Genomic DNA, 23,113 nt, shown 5'->3' with positions numbered 1-23,113 from the left:
GCAGTAGCTGTCTCCCGGGGTCGGTCGTCGGAGGTGCTCGCTCCCGTCCTCGGCAGGAAGTGGTCTGGTCCGCGGGTCCTGTCCCGGCTGTCCGGCGCAGGCTGGAGGGGTGCGACCCCGGTCCGCGCTGTTGGTCGCCGTGGTGGTCCTCGTCAGCGTCGCCGTCACGGGATGGGGTCTCCTACGCGCCAACCACGAGACCGACCCCGGGGTTCCCTGGGACAGCTACCGGCTCACCACGCACGGGGTCGAGGTCTACAAGCTGCTCCAGTCGTGCGAGCGGATCACCGGCGTCGACGTCGAGGAGACCAGCGAGAGGGTGGAGATCACCTTGCACGTCGACCACGGCACCCGGTGTGGGGACGTGGCCACCCCGACCGCCAGCGAGGTCCGGCTCGACGACGACCTCGGCGCGCGTGAGGTGTACGACGGCGCCTGCATCGACCTGGCCTTCCCGACCAGCCTGTGCGAGCGCGTCCCCCAGCAGACGATCAGGCGCTGACGCCCTCGGGGGAGGCGTGCGTGCGGGCCCCTTCGGTCCACCTGCGACAATCTGCCCGTGAACGCCGTCCCTCCTGCCTCGACCGACGTCCTGGTCGTGGGCGCAGGCCCGGCGGGGTCGGCGGCCGCGGCGTGGGCCGCCCGCGCCGGGCTCGACGTGCTGCTGGTCGACGCGCAGGTCTTCCCCCGTGACAAGACCTGCGGCGACGGGCTGACGCCCCGGGCGGTCGGGGAGCTGCAGCGGCTGGGACTCGAGGACTGGCTGCGCGCGCACACCGTCAACCGGGGCCTGCGGGCCCACGGCTTCGGGCAGACGCTGCTGCTGCCGTGGCCGGGCGGCTCCCTGCCGGACTGGGGCTCGGCGGTCGCCCGGACCGAGCTCGACGACCACCTGCGCACCACGGCGATCAAGGCCGGGGCCCAGGCGGTCGACGGGGCGCGGGCGATCGACGTCCACATCGAGGGCGGGCGCGTCGCGAGCGTGACCTTCGAGCGCACCGGCCCGAGCGGCTCGGCGCGGTACGAGGTGCGCTGCCGGCGGCTGGTCGTCGCTGACGGGGTGCGGTCGCCACTGGGCAAGATGCTCGGGCGCGAGTGGCACCGCGAGACGGTGTACGGCGTGGCCGGCCGGTCCTACGTGGCCTCCGGGATGTCCGACGACCCGTGGATCAGCTCCCACCTCGAGCTGCGCGGCGCGGACGGCGAGATCCTCTCCGGCTACGGCTGGATCTTCCCGCTGGGGACGGGGGAGGTGAACCTCGGCGTCGGCACGCTCGCCACGGCCAGGCGCCCGGCGAACGTCGCCATCAAGCCGCTGATGAAGTTCTACGCCGAGGAGCGCCGCGAGGAGTTCGAGCTCACCGGTGACCTGCGTGCTCCCACCTCCGCGCTGCTGCCGATGGGCGGTGCGGTCTCGAACGTCGCCGGCCCCAACTGGGCACTGATCGGCGACGCCGCCGGGTGCGTGAACCCGCTCAACGGCGAGGGCATCGACTACGGCCTCGAGACCGGGCGGCTGGTGGCCGAGGTGATGGCCGAGCACGACGACCTGTCCGAGGTGTGGCCCGCGCTGCTGCGCGACCACTACGGCGAGGCGTTCTCGATCGCGCGCCGGCTGGCCGGCCTGGTCACGGTGCCGCGGCTGCTGCCGACCCTGGGGCCGGCGGGCATGCGCTCGGACCGGCTGATGACGCTGGCGCTGCGCTGGATGGGCAACCTGGTCACCGACGACGACCGCGACCGGGCCGCCCGCGTGTGGCGCTGGGCGGGGCGCCGCTCGCTGGCCCGCGACGCCCGGCCGCCCTTCGCCTGATGTCGGCGTGGTACCGGCTCACCGTCTGGGTGGGGCGGCTGGCGATGCGCGCCCTGGGCATCACGACCCGCTGGACCGGGGAGCACCACCTGCCCACCACGGGGCCGGTGCTGCTCGCCAGCGTGCACGTGTCCTACCCCGACTTCCTGTTCATCGGCAAGGCCGCCCTGACCCGCGGTCGCGCGGTGCGCTTCCTGTGCCGCCACGACGTCTGGAACGTCCCGGGAGTGCGTCGGGCCATGGAGTCGATGCGCCACGTCCCCGTCGACCGCCGGGTGCCGGCGGCGGCGTACCTGCAGGCCCGCGGCCTGCTGGCCGCGGGGGAGGCCGTGTGCGTCTTCCCCGAGGCCGGCATCTCGCACTCCTTCACCGTGCGCTCGCTGATGCGCGGGGCCGCCGCGCTGGCCCGGGAGACCGGCGTGCCGGTGGTCCCCGTGGTCGTGTGGGGCGGACAGCGCCTCTTCACCGTCGGCCGCAACGGCAGCCGTGTGTCCTGGGACCTGCGCCGCGGCCGCACCGTCGACGTGCGCTTCGGTGCGCCCCTCGAGGTGCCGCCGGGCAGCAACCTGGTCGCCGCGACCGAGGCGCTGGGGCACACGCTGACCGCGATGCTCGAGCAGGTGCAGCGGCTGCCCGTGCACCGGCCGCGAGACGGCGAGCACGCGCCGTGGTACCCCGCCCACCTCGGCGGGCACGCGCCCGACCGGCGCACGGCGCTCCACCTCGACGACGTGCCGCGCTCGGCCGTGCCGCCCACCTGGGGACCGCCGCCCGAGCCACTACGGTGAGCGGCATGGGGACGATTCCGAAGCGGCAGCGCGTCGGGGCCTACGCGGTGATCCTGCGTGACGACCGGATCCTGCTCAGCCGCCTGGCGCCGATGGTGACCAGCGAGGAGCTGTGGACGCTGCCCGGTGGGGGACTCGACCACGGCGAGGACCCTCGCCACGCCGTGGTCCGCGAGATCCACGAGGAGACCGGCCTCGACGCCGACGTGGGGGAGACCGCCCGCGTCTACTCCTCGCACCTGCCGATGGCCTGGCGCGAGGGCCGGCGCATCGACGCGCACGCGCTGCGGATCGTGTACGACGGCTGGGTGCCGGTCGATGCCCCGGAGCCGCGCGTCGTCGAGGTCGGTGGTTCCACCGCCGAGGCGGCCTGGATCTCCGTGCGCGACGTGCTCGACGGGAAGGTCCCGGTGGCGGCGGTCGTGCTCGAGGCGCTGCGCGACCACCGGCCGTTCCGCCGGCAGCGGGTCGCGGCGTACGCCCTGGTGGTCCGCGAGACCCGGGACGGGCAGAGCGTGCTGCTGACCCGGATCTCGCGGCGCGGCCACCACAGCGGGTCCTGGACGCTGCCCGGCGGCGGCCTCGACCACGGCGAGTCCCCCCGGGAGGCCGTGGAGCGCGAGGTGCTGGAGGAGTGCGGTGTCCCCTGCACGGTCGGCGCGCTGCTGGACGTCCACGACGTCCACTTCGGTGGCACCGCGCCCTCGGGCCGGCACGAGGACTTCCACGGCGTCCACCTGGTCTTCGAGGCCGAGCTGGCCGACGACGCCGAGCCCCGCGTGGTGGAGGTCGACGGCACGACCGACCAGGTCGCGTGGGTGCCGGTCGCCGAGGTCGACTCCGGCGCGGTCGAGGTGCTCGACGTCGTCCGGCACGCGCTCGCGGTGCGGCGGACCCGTCGGGTGCACCAGGACTGACCACACCTCGGCGGCCGTCCGGCACGTCTCCGGTGGCCCGTTATCTTGGGGCGGTGGATGCGCCTGATCTCGTTGCCGAGCTCCGTGCCCGCGGGATCCCCGACGTCGACGACTCGAGCCTGACCCGCGCCCTGTACTCCTCGGACGCCTCGCTCTACCGCGTCGTGCCCCGGGCGGTGGCGCGTCCGCGGCACGAGGAGGAGATCTCGGCGCTGCTCGACGCCGCGCGGGAGCTGGGGGTGCCGCTGACGATGCGTGGCGCCGGAACCTCGATCGCCGGCAACGCGGTCGGACCCGGCATCGTCGTCGACACCCTCAAGCACCTCAACCAGATCGTCTCGATCGACCCCGAGGCGCGCACCGCCGTCGTGCAGCCCGGGGTGGTGCACGCCGACCTGCAGCGCGCGGCCGCCCCGCACGGCCTGCGCTTCGGGCCCGACCCCTCGACCCACACCCGCTGCACGATCGGCGGGATGATCGGCAACAACGCCTGCGGCTCCCGGGCCCTCGGCTACGGCCGCACGGCCGACAACGTCACCGGGATGCGGGTCGTCTTCGGGACGGGCGAGGAGCTGTCCATCGGTGGCGGTGCCGAGGGGTCGGCCGGATGGTTCTCGAGCCGGGAGACCGGCGTGGTCCAGGGGCTCGGGTCCCTCGTGGACCAGCACCTCGGTCACATCCGCACCGGGTTCGGACGGTTCACCCGCCAGGTCAGCGGCTACTCGCTGGAGCACCTGCTGCCCGAGAACGGCCGCCGCGTCGACCGGTTCCTCGTCGGCTCCGAGGGCACGCTCGGGCTGGTCACGCAGGCGACCGTCCGGCTGGTGCCCGAGGAGTCCGACCGGCTGCTGGTGGTGCTGGGCTACCCCTCGATGGTCGAGGCCGCGGACGCCGTGCCCGCCCTGCTGGCGGCCGGCGACGGCCGGCTGATCGCCTGCGAGGGCCTCGACTCACGCATCGTCGACCTGGTCCGGGCCCGCGGCGCCGGCGTGCCGGACCTGCCGCGCGGCGCCGGCTGGCTCTTCGTCGAGGTCGCCGGCGACGACGCCCCGGCGTTGGCTGCGCGGCTGGTGGCCGAGTCGAGCGCGCTGGACAGCCGGCTGGTCTCCGACGGCGCCGAGTCGGCTGCGCTGTGGCGGATCCGTGAGGACGGAGCGGGCCTGGCCGCACGCAGCCTCGAGACCCCGGCGTACTCCGGCTGGGAGGACGCGGCCGTCCCGCCCGCTCGCCTCGGCGCGTGGCTGCGCGACTTCGACGAGCTGCTGCGTCAGCACGACCTCGACGGCGTTCCCTATGGCCACTTCGGCGACGGTTGCGTGCACGTGCGCATCGACTTCCCATTCCGGCCCGGCGACGACCGCGGGCCGAAGCTGTTCCGCGACTTCCTCACGGCGTGCGCGCTGAAGCTGCGCGACCACGGCGGCTCGCTGTCCGGCGAGCACGGTGACGGCCGGGCCCGCTCGGAGCTGCTGCCGCTGATGTACGACGTGGAGTCGTTGCGCCTCTTCGGCGCGGTCAAGGCGATCTGCGACCCCGACAACCTGCTCAACCCCGGCAACCTGGTCGATCCCGCGCCGCTGGACGCGGACCTGCGTGCCGTGCGGCCGCGCACGCCCGTCAGCTCCGCGCTGCGGTTCGTGCACGACGGTGGCTCGCTGGGCAACGCGGTGCACCGGTGCACGGGGGTCGGCAAGTGCGTGGCGCCGCGCACCAACGGCGTGATGTGCCCGTCCTACCTCGCCACCCGCGACGAGAAGGACTCCACCCGCGGTCGCTCCCGGGTGCTGCAGGAGGCGCTGGACGGGACCCTGGTGCACGGGCTCGCCGACCCCGCCGTCGACGCGGCCCTGGACCTCTGCCTGGCCTGCAAGGGCTGCGCGTCGGACTGCCCCACCGGTGTCGACATGGCGACCTACAAGGCCGAGGCGCTGCACCAGAAGTACGACGGGCCGGGTGCGACCGCCCGCCGCCCGCGCAGCCACTACCTGCTCGGTCGGCTGCCGAAGTGGGCGGCGCTGGCCGCTCCGGTCGCGCCGCTCGCCAACCGGATGACGAAGCTCGGCCCGGTCGCCCGGCTGGCCAAGGCGACCGCGGGCATCGACCAGCGCCGGTCGATCCCCTCCTTCGCGCCGACCACGCTGCGCAGATCGGTCTCGAAGAAGCGTCGTGCGGCTGAGGGTGCGTCGGGGCGCACCCTGGGGGACACGACGCCGGACGTGTGGATCTGGGCGGACTCGTTCACCGACCACTTCCTGCCCCAGACCGCGCACGCCGCGATCGAGGTCCTCGAGGCGGCCGGCCTGACGGTCCGGGTGATCGCGGACGACGCCTGCTGCGGGCTGACCTGGGTGACCACCGGACAGCTGGACAAGGCGCGCGCCATCATGGGCCGCACGGTCGCCACGCTGGCGCCGTACGTCGCCTCGGGCGTGCCGGTGCTGGGCCTCGAGCCGTCCTGCCTGGCGACGCTGCGCAGCGACGCGGTCGAGCTGACCGACGACCCGCGGGCTGGCGAGGTGGCCGCGGGGGTGCTGACGCTCGCCGAGCTGCTCGAGCGCCTCGACTGGACGCCGCCGGACCTGAGCGGGGTCACCGTCGTGGCCCAGCCGCACTGCCACCACTCGTCGGTGCTCGGCTGGGCCACCGACCAGCGGCTGCTGGAGTCCGCCGGCGCCACGGTCACCCGGGTGGCGGGCTGCTGCGGGCTGGCCGGCAACTTCGGCATGGAGCAGGGGCACTACGAGGTGTCGGTGGCGATCGCCGAGACCCACCTGCTGCCGGCGGTGCGCGCCCACGAGGGCGCCGTGGTGCTCGCCGACGGCATGTCCTGCCGGGTCCAGCTCGACGACCTCGCGGGCGTCCCGGCAATTCATCTGGCCGAGCTGCTGGCCCGTAACCTGTAGGCGTGAACCCCCGCCACCGTCGCCTCGTGATCCCGGTGGCCCTGGTGGCCCTCCTGCTGCTCGTCGTCATCGCCGCGGTGGTGCAGAAGTGAGCGAACCGCTGCTGCGGGCGCTGAGCCGGATGCGCGCCCACCTGCTCGACCCCGAGACCCTGGTCAAGGCCGTCGCCTCCGGCCGGCAGAAGGGGCAGCAGCCGCGCTGGAAGCGGGTCGAGATGCGCTACGTCGACCTCAAGGCCGGGCGCCACCTGCAGGTCACGGCGTACGACGCCACCCAGGCGCACACCTCCAACCACCAGGAGGGGGCCGACGCCCGGGACGCCGTCGACGACCTGCTGGACATGCCCTTCGGCAACTGGCACGTCGACACCACGACCCAGAGCCACCAGCTGCGGGTCACCAAGAAGCTCGAGGCGGTGGTGCACACCACCGAGCGGTCCGAGGAGGTCGAGGTCGACCGCGGCCACGACCGCGACAAGACGCGCCTGCTGGCCGAGGACGACGCGCTGTTCCGGGTGCTCGGCCTCACCGACGCGCAGGGCCGGATGAAGCCCAGCCGGCAGGCGAAGTACCGCCAGGTCGAGGAGTTCCTGCGACTGCTCGACGCCGCGATCTCCGACGCCCTCGCCAAGGGCCACCTGCGCCGGCCGACCGCCGAGGAGCCGCTGCGGATCGTCGACCTCGGCTGCGGCAACGCCTACCTGACCTTCGCCGCCCAGCGGTTCCTGACGTCGGTGCGAGAGCTGCCGGTCGTCGTCACCGGGGTGGACGTCAAGGAGCAGTCCCGCCAGCACAACAGCGCGGTGGCCCGCGAGCTCGGGGTGGACGCCGAGTTCGTCGTCGGCAGCATCTCCGGCGCGGTGCTCGAGCAGGACCCCGAGGTGGTGCTGGCGCTGCACGCCTGTGACGCCGCCACCGACGAGGCGCTGGCCCGCGCGGTCGGCTGGGGGGCGCAGCTGGTGCTGGCCGCGCCCTGCTGCCACCACGACATCGCCGCCCAGCTGCGCAAGGCGCCCACGCCCTCGCCGTACGCCCTCCTCACCCGGCACGGCATCCTGCGCGAGCGCTTCGCCGACACCCTCACCGACGCGCTGCGCGCCTCGCTGATGCGCCTGTCCGGCTACCGCGTCGACGTCGTGCAGTTCGTGGAGAGCCAGCACACCCCGCGCAACACCCTGCTGCGCGCGGTGCGCACGGGCGCGCCGGTCAAGGGCGGCGGTGTGCGCAAGGAGTACGACGAGCTGGTGGCCACCTGGTCGCTGCGGCCGCGGCTGGCCCAGCTGCTCGACGAGCAGCGTCCGGCGGCGCACGAGGCGGAGGAGCGCGCCGGGGAGGCTGCCGGTGCGTGACCGGGTGCTGGCCGCCCTGCTCGTGGTGCCGTTCGTGATGGGTGCCGCCGCGGCACCCGCGCGCCCCGGCGACGTCGCGTTCACGTTCACCGACCCGCAGATCGTGGAGTCCAGCGGCCTGGTCGCCCGGGACGGCCTGTTCGTCACCACCAACGACTCCGGGGACTCCGGTCGGGTGTTCACCGTCGACCCCGCCGACGGGGACACCGTCGGCGTGACCAGCTGGGCGCAGGACCCCACCGACGTCGAGGCGCTGGCGCCCGCCGGGCGGGGCGCCGTCTGGGTCGGCGACATCGGCGACAACACCATCGAGCGCGACAGCGTGCAGGTCGCGCGGGTCCCGGTCGGCCGTGGCGACGCCACGGTCGACGCCCGGACCTACGACCTCACCTACCCCGAGCGGCCGGTCAACGCCGAGACGCTGCTCTCGGACCCGACGACCGGACGGCTGTACGTCGCCACGAAGAACGTCTTCGGCGGCACCCTGTACGCCGCGCCCGCGACGCTGCGGGCCGACGGGCCCAACCGGCTGCGTGCCCTCGGGCCGGTGCTGCCGATCGCCACGGACGGGGCGTTCTTCCCGGACGGGCGGCACGTCATCCTCCGCGACTACTCCCAGGCCGTGGTCTACACCTTCCCGGGGCTGGAGGAGGTCGGCTCGTTCCGGTTGCCCGACCAGGACCAGGGTGAGGGCATCGCCGTGGACGAGTCCGGTGCGGTCTTCGTGTCGTCCGAGGGGCAGCGCGAGCCGGTGCTGCAGGTGCGGCTGCCCGCCGACGTACGCCGCGCGGTCGGCCCGGAGCGACCGGCGGCCTCGCCGTCGGCGACCCCGTCCGCCGCGGGCTCGGCCGACCGGCGCGGCACGCCCGCCCCGGACCCGGTCGAGCGTCCGGCCTGGCCATGGTTCCTGACCGGATGGCTCGCGCTCGGCGGGCTGGTCCTGGTCGCCCGGTGGCTCGGCAAGCGGCCCTCCGGCCGCTGAGGTTTGCGCGGCCCCGCCGCTGGCTACCTTCTGCGCATGCCACGCCTGCGCCGCACCTCGCCCGACCAGCCGGGATGGACCCGACGCCGCGCCGGTCGCGGCTTCGTCTACCTCGACGGTGAGGGCGACCGGCTGCCCGAGGAGGACGCCCAGCGGGTCCGCGACCTGGTGATCCCGCCGGCCTGGGAGGACGTGTGGGTCTGCCCGTGGCCCAACGGCCACCTGCAGGCGGTCGGCACCGACGACGCCGGCCGGCGGCAGTACCTCTACCACCCCGACTGGCGGGCCCGTCGGGACGCAGAGAAGTTCGACCGGATGCTGGAGTTCGGGCGGGCGCTGACCCGTGCCCGCGAGCTGGTGCTGACCGACCTCGGTCGTGAGGGCATGCCGCTGGAGCGGGCCTGCGCGGCCGCGGTCCGGCTGCTCGACCTCGGCTACTTCCGGATTGGCAACGACGTCTACGCCGACACCAACGGCAGCTTCGGCCTCACCACCCTCGAGCGCCGGCACGTGCGACGTCGCCAGGACCGGCTGGTCTTCACCTTCACCGGCAAGTCCGGCGTCGACCACCGCATCGAGATCGACGACGCGGTGGTGATCGAGGCGATCGACATCATGCGGCGCCGGCGCGGGCAGGACCTGCGGCTGCTGTCGTACAAGGAGGGGCGCTCCTGGCGGGGGATGCTGCCGGCGCTGGTCAACGAGTACGTCCGCGCCAGCACCGGCCTCGAGGCCACCGCCAAGGACTTCCGCACCTGGCACGCCACCGTGCTGGCCGCGGCGGCGCTGGCCGAGACCGACGAGCACGGCGAGACCCAGGCGTCGCGCAAGCGGGCGGTCTCGGGCGCGATGAAGGAGGTCTCCTCCTTCCTCGGCAACACCCCCACCCTAGCCCGGTCGTCCTATGTCGACCCGCGCGTGATCGAGGCCTACGAGGAGGGGCGCACCATCGACGGCACGACGCGACGCACCTACGACACCCCCGACGCCCGGCAGGCGGCGCTGGAGCGCGCGACCCTGCGGCTGCTCAAGGAGTCGTGACGGAGGTCAGCGCGCAGGGGTGAAGATCCGGTCCCGGCGCAGGTAGAGCTCCGCGAGGCCCAGGCGACGCATGTTGTGCTGCGACGGGTTCGGGTTGCCGGGCGACTCGGGCCAGGTCTCGGTCGACACCCAGTGGCAGCCCCGGGCGGTGCCCTCGCGCAGCCGGGCCGCCATCAGCGCGGACTGTGCGCCGCGGCCACGGAACGCGGGCAGGGTCGCGGCGCCGCTCAGGGTCGCCACCTCCCCGTGCACGAAGAGGTTCGCCACCGCGGCCAGCTCGTCCCCGTCCCAGGCGCCGTAGGTGACCCAGTCGTCGTCGTACGTCGGCACCTCGGCGAACCACGCCTCCATCGCCGGGTCGGGAGGCATGCCGAAGCCGGTGCGGATCACCCGGGCGTACTCCGCGGCGTCCTCGGGCGGCAGCCGGTCGATCCGCAGGTCGGTGCGGTCAGGTCCGAGGTCGGGGAGCGGCCCGAAGTACTTCACGAACGTGGCGCCCGGCGCCAGCCCGCGCTCCTCGAGCAACGTCTCCCAGCCCTCGGGCTGCGCGTGCGGCGAGACCTGGACGGCCAGCGACGGCACCGCCCGCTCGGTGGCGAGCCGCAGGACCTCGTCGACGACACCGGCGGTGACCGGCTCGGTCAGGCCCAGCCCCACCGCCTTGTTCCAGTAGCCGCCGGTCGGGTCGTGCGTCATCAGGGTCAGGACCCCGCCGCCGATCCGCACGGCGTCCATCCCCAGCGCGCGCTCGGCCTCCGCGGAGGCGTCGTGGTTGAAGCGGTACATGAACTCCGCCTCGGCCTGCTCGGCGAGCACCCCCCACGCGGGGTCGAAGGTCGTGGGCACGCCTCCAGCATGCGGGTGCGGGACCCGTGCCGCCATGGCCCGGGCGGGCAGGATCGGGGCAGGCACAATCGGGGCATGGAGATCACCGTCGTCCAGGGGGACATCACCCGCCAGCAGGTCGATGCGGTCGTCAACGCCGCCAACCGCGCGATGCGGGGCGGCGGAGGTGTCGACGGCGCGATCCATGCCGCCGGCGGCCCGGCGATCCTCGAGGACTGCATCGCTCGCTTCCCGCACGGGCTCGCGACCGGCGACGCCGGCTGGACCACCGCCGGCGACCTGCCGGCCCGCTGGGTGATCCACGTGGTGGGCCCCAACCACCGGGCCGGCGAGACGGACCGTGCGCTGCTGACCTCGTGCTACGCCCGCGCCCTCGAGGTGGCCGACGAGATCGGTGCGGGGACGATCGCGTTCCCGCTGATCAGTGCGGGGATCTTCGGGTGGCCCAAGGACGACGCGATCGCAGCCGCGCTGGAGACACTGAGGTCCGCCGGGGCGCGGGTCGCGGAGGCCCGGATGGTGGCGCGCGACCGCGCGACGTACGACGAGATCTCGGCGGCGCTCGGCGGCTGAGCGCCGGTCGGTCGCTCAGCCCGGGTCCACCGACCCCGCGTAGCGACGCGCCAGCAGCCGCAGGTGCTCGACCAGCTCCGGGGGGTCGGTGACGTGGAAGTCCAGGCCGAGCATGCCGATGTAGACCGCGACGATCTCGTGGCTGTCGCCTCCGGTGACCAGGACGCTCCGGCCGTCGGGGAGCGGCTCGACGGTCCCCACCGTCGGGTTGATCCGGGCCAGCACCTCCTCGGCGGGGGAGTCCACGACGATCCGGGCGTGCACCGCCCGCCCGTGGCCGCCACCTCGCGCACCACGAACTCGGTCAGGTCGCCCCCGGGCACGGGGGAGGGGGTGAACCGGGGGCCGCCCGGCGTGCGGAGCCGCAGCCAGTCGACGCGGTACGGCGCCCACGCGCCGGTGTCACGGTCCCGGCCCACTAGGTACCAGCGCCGTTGCCAGCTCACCAGCCGGTAGGGCTCGACGTTGCACGGTTCGCCCCGGTAGTCGCAGCGCAGGCTCTGCTCGTCCCGGATGGCCGCGGCCAGCTCGGTGAGCACCGCTGGGGCCACCTGCGGGTCGGGCACGTTGCTGTCGGTGTTGACCGGGCCGGCGCTGGTGGCGTCGCGCAGCGCCCCGATCTGTCGCTGCAGCCGGTGCGGCAGGACGTGCTCCAGCTTGGCCAGGGCCCGCGCGCTGGTCTCCTCGACGCCGGCGATGCCGGACGCGGCCCGCAGCCCGACCGCGACCGCGACGGCCTCCTCGTCGTCGAGCAGGAGCGGGGGCAGCTTGGCGCCGACGCCGAGCCGGTAGCGCCCGCCCCGCCCGCGGACCGCGTCGACGGGGTAGCCGAGCTCGCGCAGCCGCGCGACGTCGTTGCGGACGGTCCGGTCGGTGACCTCGAGGCGCTCGGCGAGCTCGGCCCCGGACCAGTCGACGCGGGACTGCAGCAGGGCGAGCAGCTCGAGCAGCCGGGCCGATGTCTGGCGCACGACGTACTCCTTCACGCTCTGTCCGGGAGTCCGAGATTAGCGGAACGAAGTGTTCCGGAATTGCTTCTAGCGTCAGCGCCATGAACACCGACACCACACCCGCCGCCGACGTCACCTCCCTCGACCCCGCGGTCACCGCCGCCATCACACCGTTCCGCGTGGACATCGCCCAGGACACCCTGGACGACCTGCGCGACCGCCTGGCCCGCACCCGGTTCGCCGCCCCGGCCCCGGGCGACTCGTGGGACCACGGCACGCCCGAGTCGTACCTGCGCGAGATGGTCGACCACTGGCAGCACCGCTTCGACTGGCGCGAGCAGGAGGAACGGATGAACGCCGTGCCCCAGTTCCTGACCGAGATCGACGGGCAGACCATCCACTTCGCCCACGTGCGCTCCGCCGAGCCGGGCGCCCGGGCGCTGGTGCTGACGCACACCTACCCGGGCTCGTTCCTCGACTTCCTCGACATGATCGGCCCGCTCACCGACCCGGTGGCGCACGGAGGTCGCGCCGCGGACGCCTTCCACGTGGTCATCCCCTCGATCCCCGGCTTCGGCTTCAGCGCCCCGCTCACTGAGGGCGGCTGGACCGTCGCCCGCGTCGCGAGGACCTGGGACGTCCTCATGCGGCGCCTGGGCTACGACTCCTACGGCGCCCACGGGAGCGATGCCGGGGCGATGGTCTCGCGGGAGCTGGCGGTGATGGACCCCGACGGGTTCCTCGGTGCGCACGTCCTGCAGCTGTTCTCGTTCCCGTCCGGCGCCCCCGACGAGCTCGCGTCCTTCGGTGAGAAGGAGTACGCCGCGCTGGAGTTCCTGGGCTGGTTCCAGCAGCGGGCCGGGTTCGCCGCCGCCAACGGCTCCCGACCGCAGACCGTCGCCGCGGGCCTGGCCGACTCACCCGTGGGGCAGCTGGCCTGGAACGAGCTCTTCGAGAACTTCGGCAACGGCACCAGCCTGCTCACCCGCGACCAGGTCCTCACCCAGGTGTCGCTCTACTGGCTGACCAACACCGCCGCCTCCGCGGCGCGGTTCTACTGGGAGGAGAGCAGGTCCGGTGCCGAGCCGGCCGTCAGCCACGGCCGCACCGGGGTGGCCGTCTTCGCCGACGACTTCCAGACGATCCGGCCGCTGGCCGAGCGCGACAACACCGCGATCGTGCACTGGAGCGAGCATCCCGAGGGTGGCCACTTCGCGGCGATGGAGGTCCCCGACGTGGTCGCCGGTGACATCCGGGCGTTCTACGCCGGGCTCTGAGCAGGTGCAGCCCGAGGTGCCGGCGACGGCGCCGCGCTGGCTCGGAGGCGGTCGGACAGGGCGAGGACCTCGTCGCGCAGGGCGGCGGGGGTGATCACCTCGAAGTCCCAGCCGAGCCCGGCCAGCAGGCAGGCCATGCCGTCGAGGTGCTCGGCGCGCGTCTCGAGGAGCACGCCGTCAGGGTGCTCGGTCAGCCGTCCCACGCTCGAGGGCAGTCGCTCGCTCGCTTTCGCGAGGGTGGTCCGCAGCACGACGGTGACCTCGTGCGACCACCCGACCGCCGCGATGCCCGACACGACCCGTGCCGTCGCGTCGAAGTCGGCGGGCACGACGTAGGAGCCGTCGCCCTGCCTGACCGAGGCGATGCGGTCCAGGCGGAAGGTCCGTACGTCATCGCGGCCATGATCGTGTCCGGTGGCGTACCAACGGCCGGAGTGGAAGACCAGGCCGTAGACGTCGAGCTCACGCTGCGACTCCTGCCCGTCCCAGGCGGTGTAGGCGATCACCACGCTGCGCCGCGCTTGCGCTGCCCAGGCGAGATCGAGGAGCGTGTCGGCGCCGGCGGGAGCGCTGGTGCGCGTCGGGGTCGTGAACTGCGCGGTCGACAGCAGGCTGTCGAGCCGGTGGCGCAGCGCCCGCGGCAGCACGCGCGACACCTTGGCCAGCGCGCTCGCCGTCGCCGCGTGGTCGGTGGTGGCGAGCCCCGCGCGTTCCGCGGCCCGCAGACCCATGACGACGGCGACGGCCTCGTCGTCCGTGAGCATCAGCGGGGGCAGCTTGTAGCCCGGTGAGAGCCGGTAGCCGCCGTACCTGCCCCGCTGCGCCTGGACCGGGATCCCGAGATCGGCGAGGTGCTCGGCGTAGCGCCGGACGGTCCGCTCGTCGACCCCGAGCCGCGCCGCGAGCTCGCCGACGGTGCGCTGCCCGCCCGACTGGAGCAGCTCCAGCATCGCCAGCACGCGTGCGGTGGGGCGGGTCACGGCTCTCCTCGGGGCTGCCTGGCAAGAACTGCGTCTGGATACCGGGCGGAATCTGTCCGCAAAGCACCTTAGCGTTGCGGCCATGAACACCACCACCTACGTCCTCGTCCCCGGCTTCTGGCTCGGCGCCTCGATCTGGCGCGCCGTTGCAGACTCGCTGGGCGAGCGCGGCCACGTCGTGCACTCCGTCGACCTGTCCGGCATGGGTGAGCGCGCGCACCTCGCCTCGCCGGAGACGGACCTGACGACCCACATCGACGACGTCGTGCAGCTCCTCGAGCAGCACGACCTGCACGACGTCGTGCTCGTCGGCCACAGCTACGGCGCCCTCGTGACGACCGGTGCGGCAGATCGCGCGCCTGAGCGGGTGGCCCGTCTGGTCTACATCGACTCGGGCCCCCTGCCGGCCGGCACGGCGCAGGCCGACTTCGAGGGACCCGACGCGCGGGCGGCCAACCAGGACCTGGTCATGACGCACGGCGAGGGCTGGAAGCTTCCACCGCCGCCCTGGGCCGTGCTCGCCACCGGAGTGCCCGAGGTGGACGACGATGCCGTGGCCGCGCTTGTCGAAGGCTCGCAGCCGCAGCCCTGGCGCACCGCCACCCAACCAGTCGAGCTCACCGGCGCCTGGGAGGGCCTGCCGCGGGCGGGCGTGCTCTGCAGCTTCAGCCTCGAGCAGCTGCGGCAGATGGCGCCCCACGCGCCGGTGTTCGCGCACATGGCCGACGGCGACTGGACGTACGTCGAGCTGCCGACCTGGCACTGGCCGATGGTGAGCCGACCGGTGGAGCTCGCCACCGTGCTGGAGTCGGTCAGCTGCTAGACGACGACGGTAGGGCCCCGGGGCGACGTCCCCGGGGCCCATCCGCGCCTCAGGAGTGGGCGACCACGTGGTCGATGCAGGCGGTGAGCGCCTCCACGTCGGCCGGGTCGACCGCAGGGTACATCGCGATCCGCAGCTGGTTGCGGCCCAGCTTGCGATAGGGCTCGGTGTCGACGATCCCGTTGGCGCGCAGCGTGGCGGCCACCTGGGCGGCATCGATCGAGTCGTCGAAGTCGATGGTGCCGATGACGAGCGAGCGGTGGTCGGGGTCGGCGACGTACGGCGTGGTGTAGGACGTCTTCTCGGCCCAGCCGTAGAGCGCGCTCGACGACGCCGTGGTCCGCTCGACCATCCCCGCGAGCCCGCCCTGGGAGTTCATCCAGTCCAGCTGCTCGGCCATCAGGAACAGGGTGGCCACCGCCGGGGTGTTGTAGGTCTGGTTCTTGCGGGAGTTGTCGATCGCGGTCGGCAGGTCGAAGAACGCCGGGACGTGCCGGCCGCTCGCGGCGATCTCGGCGGCCCGGTCCAGCGCGGCCGGCGACATGATCGCGAGCCAGAGGCCGCCGTCGGAGGCGAAGCACTTCTGCGGCGCGAAGTAGTAGGTGTCGACCTCGGTCAGGTCGACGGGCAGCCCGCCCGCGCCGGAGGTCGCGTCGACGAGCACGAGCGACTCGGCGGCGGAGGTCCCCTCGGGGCGGCGCACCGGCGCCATCACGGCGGTCGAGGTCTCGTTGTGCGCCCAGGCGTAGGCGTCGACGCCCTCCTCGGCGACCGCGACGGGGCGCGAGCCGGGCTCGGAGGCGATCACCGACGGGTCGGCCAGCCAGGGCGCGTCCGCGGCCGCCTTGGCGAACTTCGAGGAGAACTCGCCGAACGAGAGGTGCTGGCTCCTCTCCCGGATCAGGCCGTAGGTCGCGATGTCCCAGAACGCCGTGGCACCGCCGTTGCCCAGCACGACCTCGTGGCCCTCGGGCAGGTCGAAGAACGTCGCGAGGCCGTCGAGGACCCGGCCGACCAGGTTGCGCACCGGCGCCTGCCGGTGCGACGTGCCCATCAGCGAGGTCCCGGTGGCGGCGAGCGCGTCGAGGTGGCTGGTCTGGATCTTCGACGGGCCCGCTCCGAACCGGCCGTCCGCCGGGAGCAGGTCGGCGGGGATCTCGAGCGGGGAGCTCTGCGGGGCGTCGGTCATGAACAGCCTTCCGGGTGGGTAGGAGGTGACTCCTGACGACGCTGTCAGAGCCCCTATTGTGGCACCCGCCACGCGCCGTACTCCCGAGGAGTCCAGATGAGCAGCAGCACCGGGAACCCAGGTTTCGCCGACCAGGGACGCAAGCGCACGATCCTCCGGGTCGTCGGTTTCGTGCTCCTCGCCGCGGGGCTGGTGGTCGCGGTCAAGGGCGGCCTGGCGTTCTACCACGGCGCGACCAGCGAGTCGGTGGACGACAGCTCGGGGTTCGCCGGCGTGCTGCTCCTCGCGGCCGGCGGGTTCCTGGTCGTCTTCGGTCTCGGCGCCCTCAACGCCGGGTTCATGGGGGCATCCGCGCGGTACGCCGCCGGCGAGACGATGCCGGTGGTGAAGGACTCCGCCTCCTACCTCACCGACGGCCAGGGCGTCCTCGGCGTCGGCCGCACGGTCGACGACCGACCGGGCACGACGTCCGGGTCGGCCGGGTCGACCGCCACCGGGCCGTACTGCAGCCGGTGCGGCGTGCGCAACGACGCCGACGCGAAGTTCTGCGACTCGTGCGGGTCGGCTCTTGGCTGAGACCGGGGCCCGGCTGGAGATCGTCCGCGTCGGCTACGGGCAGCCGGACGCGATGCGCCTGATCGCCGAGGTCCAGGCGGAGTACGTCGTGCGGTACGGCGGCCCCGACGACACCCCGCTCGAGCACGCGATGTTCGAGCCGCCGGCCGGCAGCTTCTTCGTGGGATACACGGACGGCGATGCGGTCGCGACCGGGGCGTGGCGGCGCAACGGCGTCGAGGCGTTCGGCACGACCGAGACCGCAGAGGTGAAGCGGATGTACGTCGTGCCCCGGCTGCGCGGGGCGGGGCTGGCCCGCCGGATGCTGGCGCACCTCGAGGAGGACGCGGCCGCCGCGGGTGCCCGGGCGCTGGTCCTGGAGACCGGGTTGCGGCAGCCGGAGGCGATCGCGCTCTACGAGTCCTGCGGCTACACGCCGGTCCCGGGGTTCGGCTACTACAAGGACGCGCCGCTCTCGCGGTGCTTCGGCAAGCTGCTGACCGCCTGAGACGTGCCCCAGGGTGCCCTAGGTGCAGGAGTGGCCGCGGTAGGTGGGGTTCCCGCTGTCGATGCGTGAGCCGGTCTCGAGCACCGTGTTGCCGTGCCGGCGCCAGCCGTCGGTGGGCTCCCCGCGGGGGAACCAGACGCCGTAGTACCCGACGCAGCCGAACAGGCGCCGGCTGAAGACGTTGTCGAGGAACCGCACGTCCTTCACGCTGTAGCCGCCCCGGGGGTCGGCGTCGGACGGGCTGTAGTCATGGGCGTAGACGGAGAACCCGCCACCGGCGATGAGGTTGTGGCGCACCGTGATGTCCCGGCTGCTGCGCAGGCTGTCCCAGATCGCGATGGCGCTGTTGGAGGAGTTGCCGTCGTCGGTGGTCATCAGCCAGGTGTTGTGCCGGATCACCCCGTGGGACGCGCCCTCGGTCTGGTAGCCGTCGACGTGCCCGTTCGCGGTGCGCGTGGTGAAGTCGTGGAACCAGCTGCCGGTGATCTCGAAGTCGTCCCCGGTCGTCCGCGAGTAGCCGGTGTCGCTCCAGCTGAACACCCCGTCATTCGCATGGCGGCAGTCGAGCCTCTTCACCACGAGTCGGGTGCCCTGGTGCCAGACACAGGCGTGAACCCCCCGCATCCCGTTGGTGGACACGCGGCGGACGGTCGCGCTCGCGCCGTTCCCCACCGTGATCACGGCGGACCCGTTGGCCGCCTCGCCGCGGCGCCCCGACGTGCAGCGGACGGCGACGTCACGGACCGTCACGTCGCGGGCCTCGACGCTCAGGCAGCCGACGATCCTGCGGCAGCTGATCGTGGCGCCCCTCCTCGTCACGTGGATGATCGACGTGGGGTCGGAGCCCCGCTCGGTCAGGGCGTTGCCGGGACACCGGCTCGCGCGCGGTCCGGTGCTGCCGGGCCCGGGCCAGCCGCACCTCCCCAGGTGGCCCCAGACGTAGGACCCGTCGCCGGAGCACCGGTCCGCCCGCGCCGGGCTGGTGTCGGTGCCGGCGGCGTGCACCCACGGGCCCGGGGCGACGCCCCCGGTGACGCCGAGCAGGGCGCCCATCAGCACGAGCCGGGGCACGAGCGAGAGAACGGTCTGGACTGCGCGGTGCTGCACGGGTCTCCTCGTGGTCCGTCACCCCCCGGGACCCGCGGGAGTCTAGGCACCTGTCGTGGGCGCGCGCCCGACGTGTCCCCCATCGTGGGGATCAGCCGGCCATCTCGTCCACGTCGTCCCGGTCGCTCCGGGAGGCCGCCAGGCTGGTGGCGACGGTGACCGCCAGGATGCCCACGACCACGCCCAGCGAAGCGAGCGTCGGGATCTCCGGGACGGCCGGCCACTGCAGGTGGGCCCAGTGCAGGGCCAGCTTGGCGCCGATGAATGCCAGGATCGCGGCCAGCCCGTAGCCGAGGTGGACCAGCCGGCTCAGCGCACTCTCGAGGACGAAGTAGAGCGCGCGCAGGCCGAGCAGGGCGAAGGCGTTGGTGGCGAAGACGAGGTAGGGGTCGCCCGTGATGCCGTAGACCGCGGGGACCGAGTCGATCGCGAAGACGATGTCGGTGGCGAGCACCGCCAGCACCACCAGGGCGAAGGGGGTCAGTGCCCGACGCCCGGCCTGCCGGACGCTCAACCGCGGGCCGGCGTACTCCTCGGTGACGGGGAAGAACCGACGGGCCACCCGCACGACCCGCATCCGCGACACGTCGACCTCGTGGTCGTGCCCGGCGAGGGTGTCGCGGAGGATCTTGACGCCGGTGACGACCAGCACCAGGCCGAAGACGAGGAAGACCCAGTCGAACGCGGCGAGGGCGGCCGCGCCGAGGGCGATGAAGACGCCGCGCAGCGCCAGCGCGCCGACGATGCCGTACAGCAGCACCCGCTGCTGCAGCGCCGCCGGCACCGCGAACGCCGCCAGCAGCAGCATGAACACGAACAGGTTGTCCACGCTGAGGGACTTCTCGACCAGGTAGCCGGTGAGGTACTCCACGCCCCGGTCGGTGCCGTGCTGCCACCACACCCAGCCGCCGAAGGCGAGGGGGAGGGCGACGTAGAAGGCCGACCAGCCCAGGGCCTCACGCAGCGAGACCTCGTGCGGTCGGCGGGTGAGTGCGAAGTCCAGCGCGAGCAGCGCGAGGACGAGGCCGATGGTGACGGCCCACAGGGTCGGGGTGGCGATCGTGTCGACGGTGCTGGTCGCGGTCGCAGCGAGCGGGGACATGGTGCTCCTCGGACGTCATTCGGTGTCCGAGGTCTTCCTCGACCGGCGCCTGCCGGCGACCTCCCGGGACGGCCGTGGGGCTGTCGTACTGACCGGGTGGTGCTTGGGTGAGGTACTCCCCTCGAGCCCCCAGTGTACTGACCCCTTTCAAGGGCTCGATCCGACACTGCAAGGACAGGGTCCGATGCGGGATCAGCCCACGACCAGGTAGCGCTCGTCGTCGATCTCGCGACCCCAGTAGACCGGGTCGGGCAGCAGGGTGAGGGTGGCGTCCCGGCCGGCGGCCTCGAGCAGCGCGACCGTCTCGGCCGCGGCCAGCCCGCCCCCGTTGAACCAGCGACCCTCGACCAGGAGCAGCCGGCCGCCCGGGACGAGCAGGTCGACCCAGCGGCGCAGGGCGTCGGCGGGGTCGGGCATCGCCCAGAGGACGTGCCGGCACAGCACGACGTCGTACGCACCCGGGTCCAGCGGAGGGGCGGACGCGTCGGCCTCGGTGAATCGGACGCCGGTGTCACCGTCGGCCTTCTCGGTGGCCAGGCGCACCATCTCGGGGGAGATGTCGATCCCGTCCACGGTGTAGCCGTGCTCGGCCAGCAGCAGCGCGAGGGTGCCGGTGCCGCAGCCCAGGTCGGCCACCCGGGCCGGTGCCGGCGGCAGCGCGTCGAGCAGCAGCGCGCGCCAGGCCTCCCGGGTCCCGGGGTCGCGCAGCCCGTGGTCGGGAGCCTCGTCGAAGGTGGCGGCCTCCGCGTCCCAGAGGATGCGGGTCTGGTGCAGGTGGTCCCGGGTCGTCATGCGCGGAGCATAGGCACCGCGGCCGCGGGGGGTCATTCGCCTCAACGGGTGAGGACACCCGGTTCGGGTGCCCCTCGGCGCGATCCGACCTACCCTCTTCGGGTGTCTCGGATCCGGATCGCCCCCGCCCTCGTCCTGCTCGTCGTCCTCGCGCTGGTGGTGCCGGCGGCGTCGGCGGCCATCGAGGACTATCCCGACTACCAGCCCCAGACGAGGTGCGCGCCGCACGCGAAGCCCGGCACGAAGTACCTCGGGCACCGCGTGGTGAAGCGGTTCGGCGGCGCCTTCGGGCCGATCGCCCGCCCGTGCGGCAGCGGCGGCACCTCCGAGCACAAGGAGGGCCGCGCGTTCGACTGGGTCCTCGACGCGACGAGCAAGAAGGACCGGACCCGCGCCCGAGCCTTCAAGGACTGGGTGTTCGCGACCGACCGGCACGGCAACACCGACGCCCGCGCCCGCCGGATGGGGATCATGTACATCATCTGGAACGACCACATGTACTCCGCCTGGGACGGCTACGAGCGCGAGCCCTACCTCAGCTCGAGCTGCAAGACCCGCAAGAGGTGCAGCAAGACGCTGCGGCACCGCGACCACCTGCACATCTCGCTGACCCGCAAGGGCGGCAAGGGGCGCACCAGCTGGTACGACGGGCGGGTGCCCGCAGCGGACTGAGCGTCCGGGCGACCGGCTCGGGACGGAGCCGGTCGCCGTGCGGCAGGGGGAGGGTCAGGCCGACCACTCCGAGCGCCAGCCCTCGACCTCGTCGGCCTTGCGGGCGGAGGGGCCCGTGTAGACCGCCGAGGGACGGATCAGGCGCCCGGTGCGCTTCTGCTCGAGGATGTGCGCCGACCAGCCGCCGGTGCGGGCGCAGGTGAACATCGAGGTGAACATGTTCGCCGGCACCTCGGCGAAGTCGAGCACGATGGCGGCCCAGAACTCCACGTTGGTCTCGAGCACCCGGTCCGGGCGGCGCTCGCGGAGCTCGGCCAGCGCGGCCTTCTCCAGCGCCTCGGCGACCTCGTAGCGCGGGGCGTCGAGCTCGCGCGCCGTACGCCGCAGCACCCGGGCGCGCGGGTCCTCGGCGCGGTAGACGCGGTGGCCGAAGCCCATCAGCCGCTCGCCGGAGTCGAGCAGGCCCTTGACGTAGGCGCGCGCGTCGCCCGACTTCTCGACCTCCTCGATCATGCCGAGCACGCGGGAGGGGGCGCCGCCGTGCAGCGGGCCGCTCATCGCGCCGATCGCGCCGGAGAACGCCGCCGCGACGTCGGCGCCGGTGCTGGTGATGACGCGGGCGGTGAAGGTGGAGGCGTTCATGCCGTGCTCGGCGGCGCTGCTCCAGTAGGCGTCGATGGCCTTGACGTGCTTGGGGTCGGCCTCGCCCTTCCAGCGGATCAGGAACTTCTCGGCCAGCGTCTCGCCCTGGTCCACCGTGGACTGGGGGACGACCGGCATGTTGAGCCCGCGCGCGGACTGCGCGGCGTACGACAGCACCATGACGGCGACCCGACCGAGGTCGGCGCGCGCCTGCTCGTCGGAGATGTCGTAGGTCTGGCCGAAACCGAAGGCGGGCGCGAGCATCGCGACCGCGGCCTGGACGTCGACGCGGACGTCGCCGGTGTGCACCGGGAGGTTGTAGGGCTCGGCGGGCGCGAGGCCCGGGGTGTAGGAGCCGTCGATCAGCAGGCCCCAGACGTTCTCGAACGGGACCCGGCCGACGATGTCCTCGATGTCGACGCCGCGGTAGCGCAGCGCGGAGCCTTCCTTGTCGGGCTCGGCGATCTCGGTCTCGAACGCAACGACACCTTCGAGTCCGTGGTGTACCTCGGTCATGCGCTCGCGGCTCCTCTGCTCCGTGTGCGCCCCTGGTCGGACGCGCCGGTCGCATTCTGCACCTGTGCCGGGATCAGCGCACCTGTGAGGTCCCCCGTTCTAGGGTCGTGGCCATGGAGCGCGAGAACCCGACCGATGAGATCGACCTGGCCGCCCTGCGCGAGGAGTACTCCCGCGCCGGGCTCGCGGAGTCCGACCTGGATCCCGACCCGTTCGCGATGTTCGACCGCTGGATGCGCGAGGCGGTCGAGGCCGACCTGTACGACGCCAACGCCATGGTGGTGGCCACCGTCGGCCCGGACTTCTCGCCCTCGGCGCGGTTGGTGCTGCTCAAGGGGGTCGACGAGCGCGGCTTCGTGTTCTTCACCAACACCGGGTCGCGCAAGGGGCAGGAGCTTGCGGGCAACCCGCGCTGCGCGCTGCTGTTCCCCTGGCACCCGCTCGAGAGGCAGGTGCGGGTCGACGGCGTCGCCGTACCCCTGGACCGGGCGGCGGTGGAGGAGTACTTCGCCCGACGGCCCCGCAAGTCCCGCCTCGGGGCGTGGGCCTCGCACCAGTCGCGCCCCGTCACCGGCCGCGACGAGCTGAGCCTGGCGTACGCCGAGGCCGACGCGCGGTTCCCCGACGAGGTGCCGGCGCCGGAGGAGTGGGGTGGCTACCGGGTGCACGCCGAGGCGATCGAGTTCTGGCAGGGCCGGCCCGGGCGGATGCACGACCGGCTGGTCTACCGGCGCTCCGGGGCGGGGTGGGCCACCGAGCGGCTCGCTCCGTGAGGTGGATTCCGACGTC

22 protein-coding genes and 1 pseudogene are annotated in these 23,113 nt (G+C 73.5%); 15 read left to right on the top strand and 8 right to left on the bottom strand.

The annotated features are described in order from the left end of the window. Positions 1 to 109: 109 nt before the first annotated feature. From ACZ43H_RS16630 to ACZ43H_RS16595, 8 genes are all read left to right on the top strand, one after another. Positions 110 to 502, top strand: a complete 393-nt coding sequence (locus tag ACZ43H_RS16630) for a hypothetical protein (protein WP_464584716.1) — start codon at positions 110 to 112, stop codon at positions 500 to 502. A gap of 57 nt (positions 503 to 559) precedes the next feature. Further along, entirely contained in the window at positions 560 to 1,813 is a 1,254-nt protein-coding gene (locus ACZ43H_RS16625) for a geranylgeranyl reductase family protein (RefSeq protein ID WP_464584714.1), read from the top strand. Beyond that, positions 1,813 to 2,601 (top strand): lysophospholipid acyltransferase family protein, encoded by a 789-nt coding sequence (locus ACZ43H_RS16620; protein ID WP_464584712.1) that lies wholly within the window; start codon positions 1,813 to 1,815, stop codon positions 2,599 to 2,601. Before ACZ43H_RS16625 ends, ACZ43H_RS16620 begins: the two co-directional genes overlap by 1 nt. 5 nt (positions 2,602 to 2,606) lie before the next feature. Then, a complete protein-coding gene (locus ACZ43H_RS16615; RefSeq protein ID WP_464584710.1) occupies positions 2,607 to 3,518 on the top strand; it encodes an NUDIX domain-containing protein in 912 nt (303 codons plus the stop codon). Between the two features lie 53 nt (positions 3,519 to 3,571). After that, positions 3,572 to 6,421: an FAD-binding and (Fe-S)-binding domain-containing protein gene (locus ACZ43H_RS16610; RefSeq protein WP_464584708.1), complete on the top strand. Its 2,850-nt coding sequence runs from the start codon at positions 3,572 to 3,574 to the stop codon at positions 6,419 to 6,421. 88 nt (positions 6,422 to 6,509) lie between these two features. Beyond that, complete coding sequence (locus ACZ43H_RS16605) at positions 6,510 to 7,769, top strand: class I SAM-dependent methyltransferase (RefSeq protein WP_464584706.1); 1,260 nt, start codon at positions 6,510 to 6,512, stop codon at positions 7,767 to 7,769. Further along, a complete protein-coding gene (locus ACZ43H_RS16600) occupies positions 7,762 to 8,751 on the top strand; it encodes a hypothetical protein (RefSeq protein WP_464584704.1) in 990 nt (329 codons plus the stop codon). Before ACZ43H_RS16605 ends, ACZ43H_RS16600 begins: the two co-directional genes overlap by 8 nt. A gap of 36 nt (positions 8,752 to 8,787) precedes the next feature. Further along, the gene (locus tag ACZ43H_RS16595; protein ID WP_464584702.1) at positions 8,788 to 9,792 is read left to right on the top strand and encodes a DNA topoisomerase IB; all 1,005 of its coding nucleotides are present in this window, start codon (positions 8,788 to 8,790) and stop codon (positions 9,790 to 9,792) included. 6 nt (positions 9,793 to 9,798) lie between these two features. Here ACZ43H_RS16595 and ACZ43H_RS16590 read toward each other — a convergent pair whose 3' ends face one another. Continuing rightward, a complete protein-coding gene (locus ACZ43H_RS16590) occupies positions 9,799 to 10,638 on the bottom strand; it encodes a GNAT family N-acetyltransferase (protein ID WP_464584700.1) in 840 nt (279 codons plus the stop codon). A gap of 75 nt (positions 10,639 to 10,713) precedes the next feature. On the opposite strand from ACZ43H_RS16590, the gene ACZ43H_RS16585 reads away from it, so the two are divergent. After that, positions 10,714 to 11,211, top strand: a complete 498-nt coding sequence (locus ACZ43H_RS16585) for a macro domain-containing protein (protein WP_464584698.1) — start codon at positions 10,714 to 10,716, stop codon at positions 11,209 to 11,211. 425 nt (positions 11,212 to 11,636) lie between these two features. Here the strand turns inward: ACZ43H_RS16585 and ACZ43H_RS16580 are convergent. Further along, positions 11,637 to 12,182, bottom strand: a pseudogene (locus ACZ43H_RS16580) (helix-turn-helix transcriptional regulator); the annotation flags it as partial. Between the two features lie 80 nt (positions 12,183 to 12,262). On the opposite strand from ACZ43H_RS16580, the gene ACZ43H_RS16575 reads away from it, so the two are divergent. Continuing rightward, positions 12,263 to 13,438 (top strand): epoxide hydrolase family protein, encoded by a 1,176-nt coding sequence (locus ACZ43H_RS16575; RefSeq protein WP_464584696.1) that lies wholly within the window; start codon positions 12,263 to 12,265, stop codon positions 13,436 to 13,438. Here the strand turns inward: ACZ43H_RS16575 and ACZ43H_RS16570 are convergent. Continuing rightward, positions 13,423 to 14,418 (bottom strand): helix-turn-helix transcriptional regulator, encoded by a 996-nt coding sequence (locus ACZ43H_RS16570; RefSeq protein WP_464584694.1) that lies wholly within the window; start codon positions 14,416 to 14,418, stop codon positions 13,423 to 13,425. The two genes, ACZ43H_RS16575 and ACZ43H_RS16570, sit on opposite strands and share 16 nt — an antisense overlap. An 82-nt stretch (positions 14,419 to 14,500) precedes the next feature. On the opposite strand from ACZ43H_RS16570, the gene ACZ43H_RS16565 reads away from it, so the two are divergent. Beyond that, positions 14,501 to 15,241 (top strand): alpha/beta fold hydrolase, encoded by a 741-nt coding sequence (locus ACZ43H_RS16565; protein ID WP_464584692.1) that lies wholly within the window; start codon positions 14,501 to 14,503, stop codon positions 15,239 to 15,241. Between the two features lie 49 nt (positions 15,242 to 15,290). On the opposite strand, the gene serC is transcribed toward ACZ43H_RS16565, so the two are convergent. After that, on the bottom strand, positions 15,291 to 16,430 hold the full coding sequence (serC, locus tag ACZ43H_RS16560) for a phosphoserine transaminase (protein WP_464584690.1): 1,140 nt from the start codon (positions 16,428 to 16,430) through the stop codon (positions 15,291 to 15,293). Positions 16,431 to 16,526: 96 nt separating this feature from the next. Between serC and ACZ43H_RS16555 the strand changes: the two genes are divergently transcribed. Continuing rightward, positions 16,527 to 17,006: a zinc ribbon domain-containing protein gene (locus tag ACZ43H_RS16555; protein WP_464584688.1), complete on the top strand. Its 480-nt coding sequence runs from the start codon at positions 16,527 to 16,529 to the stop codon at positions 17,004 to 17,006. Continuing rightward, positions 16,999 to 17,493, top strand: a complete 495-nt coding sequence (locus ACZ43H_RS16550; protein ID WP_464584686.1) for a GNAT family N-acetyltransferase — start codon at positions 16,999 to 17,001, stop codon at positions 17,491 to 17,493. Before ACZ43H_RS16555 ends, ACZ43H_RS16550 begins: the two co-directional genes overlap by 8 nt. A gap of 18 nt (positions 17,494 to 17,511) precedes the next feature. On the opposite strand, the gene ACZ43H_RS16545 is transcribed toward ACZ43H_RS16550, so the two are convergent. From ACZ43H_RS16545 to ACZ43H_RS16535, 3 genes are all read right to left on the bottom strand, one after another. After that, complete coding sequence (locus tag ACZ43H_RS16545; protein WP_464584684.1) at positions 17,512 to 18,600, bottom strand: hypothetical protein; 1,089 nt, start codon at positions 18,598 to 18,600, stop codon at positions 17,512 to 17,514. 91 nt (positions 18,601 to 18,691) lie between these two features. Then, positions 18,692 to 19,702 (bottom strand): TerC/Alx family metal homeostasis membrane protein, encoded by a 1,011-nt coding sequence (locus ACZ43H_RS16540; RefSeq protein WP_464584682.1) that lies wholly within the window; start codon positions 19,700 to 19,702, stop codon positions 18,692 to 18,694. A gap of 192 nt (positions 19,703 to 19,894) precedes the next feature. Continuing rightward, entirely contained in the window at positions 19,895 to 20,494 is a 600-nt protein-coding gene (locus ACZ43H_RS16535; protein WP_464584680.1) for a class I SAM-dependent methyltransferase, read from the bottom strand. Positions 20,495 to 20,596: 102 nt separating this feature from the next. Here ACZ43H_RS16535 and ACZ43H_RS16530 point away from each other — a divergent pair, with 102 nt between their 5' ends. Next, positions 20,597 to 21,166, top strand: a complete 570-nt coding sequence (locus ACZ43H_RS16530; RefSeq protein ID WP_464584678.1) for a hypothetical protein — start codon at positions 20,597 to 20,599, stop codon at positions 21,164 to 21,166. Positions 21,167 to 21,220: 54 nt separating this feature from the next. On the opposite strand, the gene ACZ43H_RS16525 is transcribed toward ACZ43H_RS16530, so the two are convergent. Further along, a complete protein-coding gene (locus ACZ43H_RS16525) occupies positions 21,221 to 22,324 on the bottom strand; it encodes a citrate synthase 2 (protein ID WP_464584676.1) in 1,104 nt (367 codons plus the stop codon). A gap of 113 nt (positions 22,325 to 22,437) precedes the next feature. Here ACZ43H_RS16525 and pdxH point away from each other — a divergent pair, with 113 nt between their 5' ends. Next, the gene (gene pdxH / locus ACZ43H_RS16520) at positions 22,438 to 23,097 is read left to right on the top strand and encodes a pyridoxamine 5'-phosphate oxidase (RefSeq protein ID WP_464584674.1); all 660 of its coding nucleotides are present in this window, start codon (positions 22,438 to 22,440) and stop codon (positions 23,095 to 23,097) included. The last annotated feature ends 16 nt before the right edge of the window (positions 23,098 to 23,113 follow it).

This window comes from Nocardioides sp. DN36 (assembly GCF_055380375.1).
Note: the sequence above shows the minus strand (reverse complement) of the source record. Positions and strands in the feature narration are given on the sequence as shown.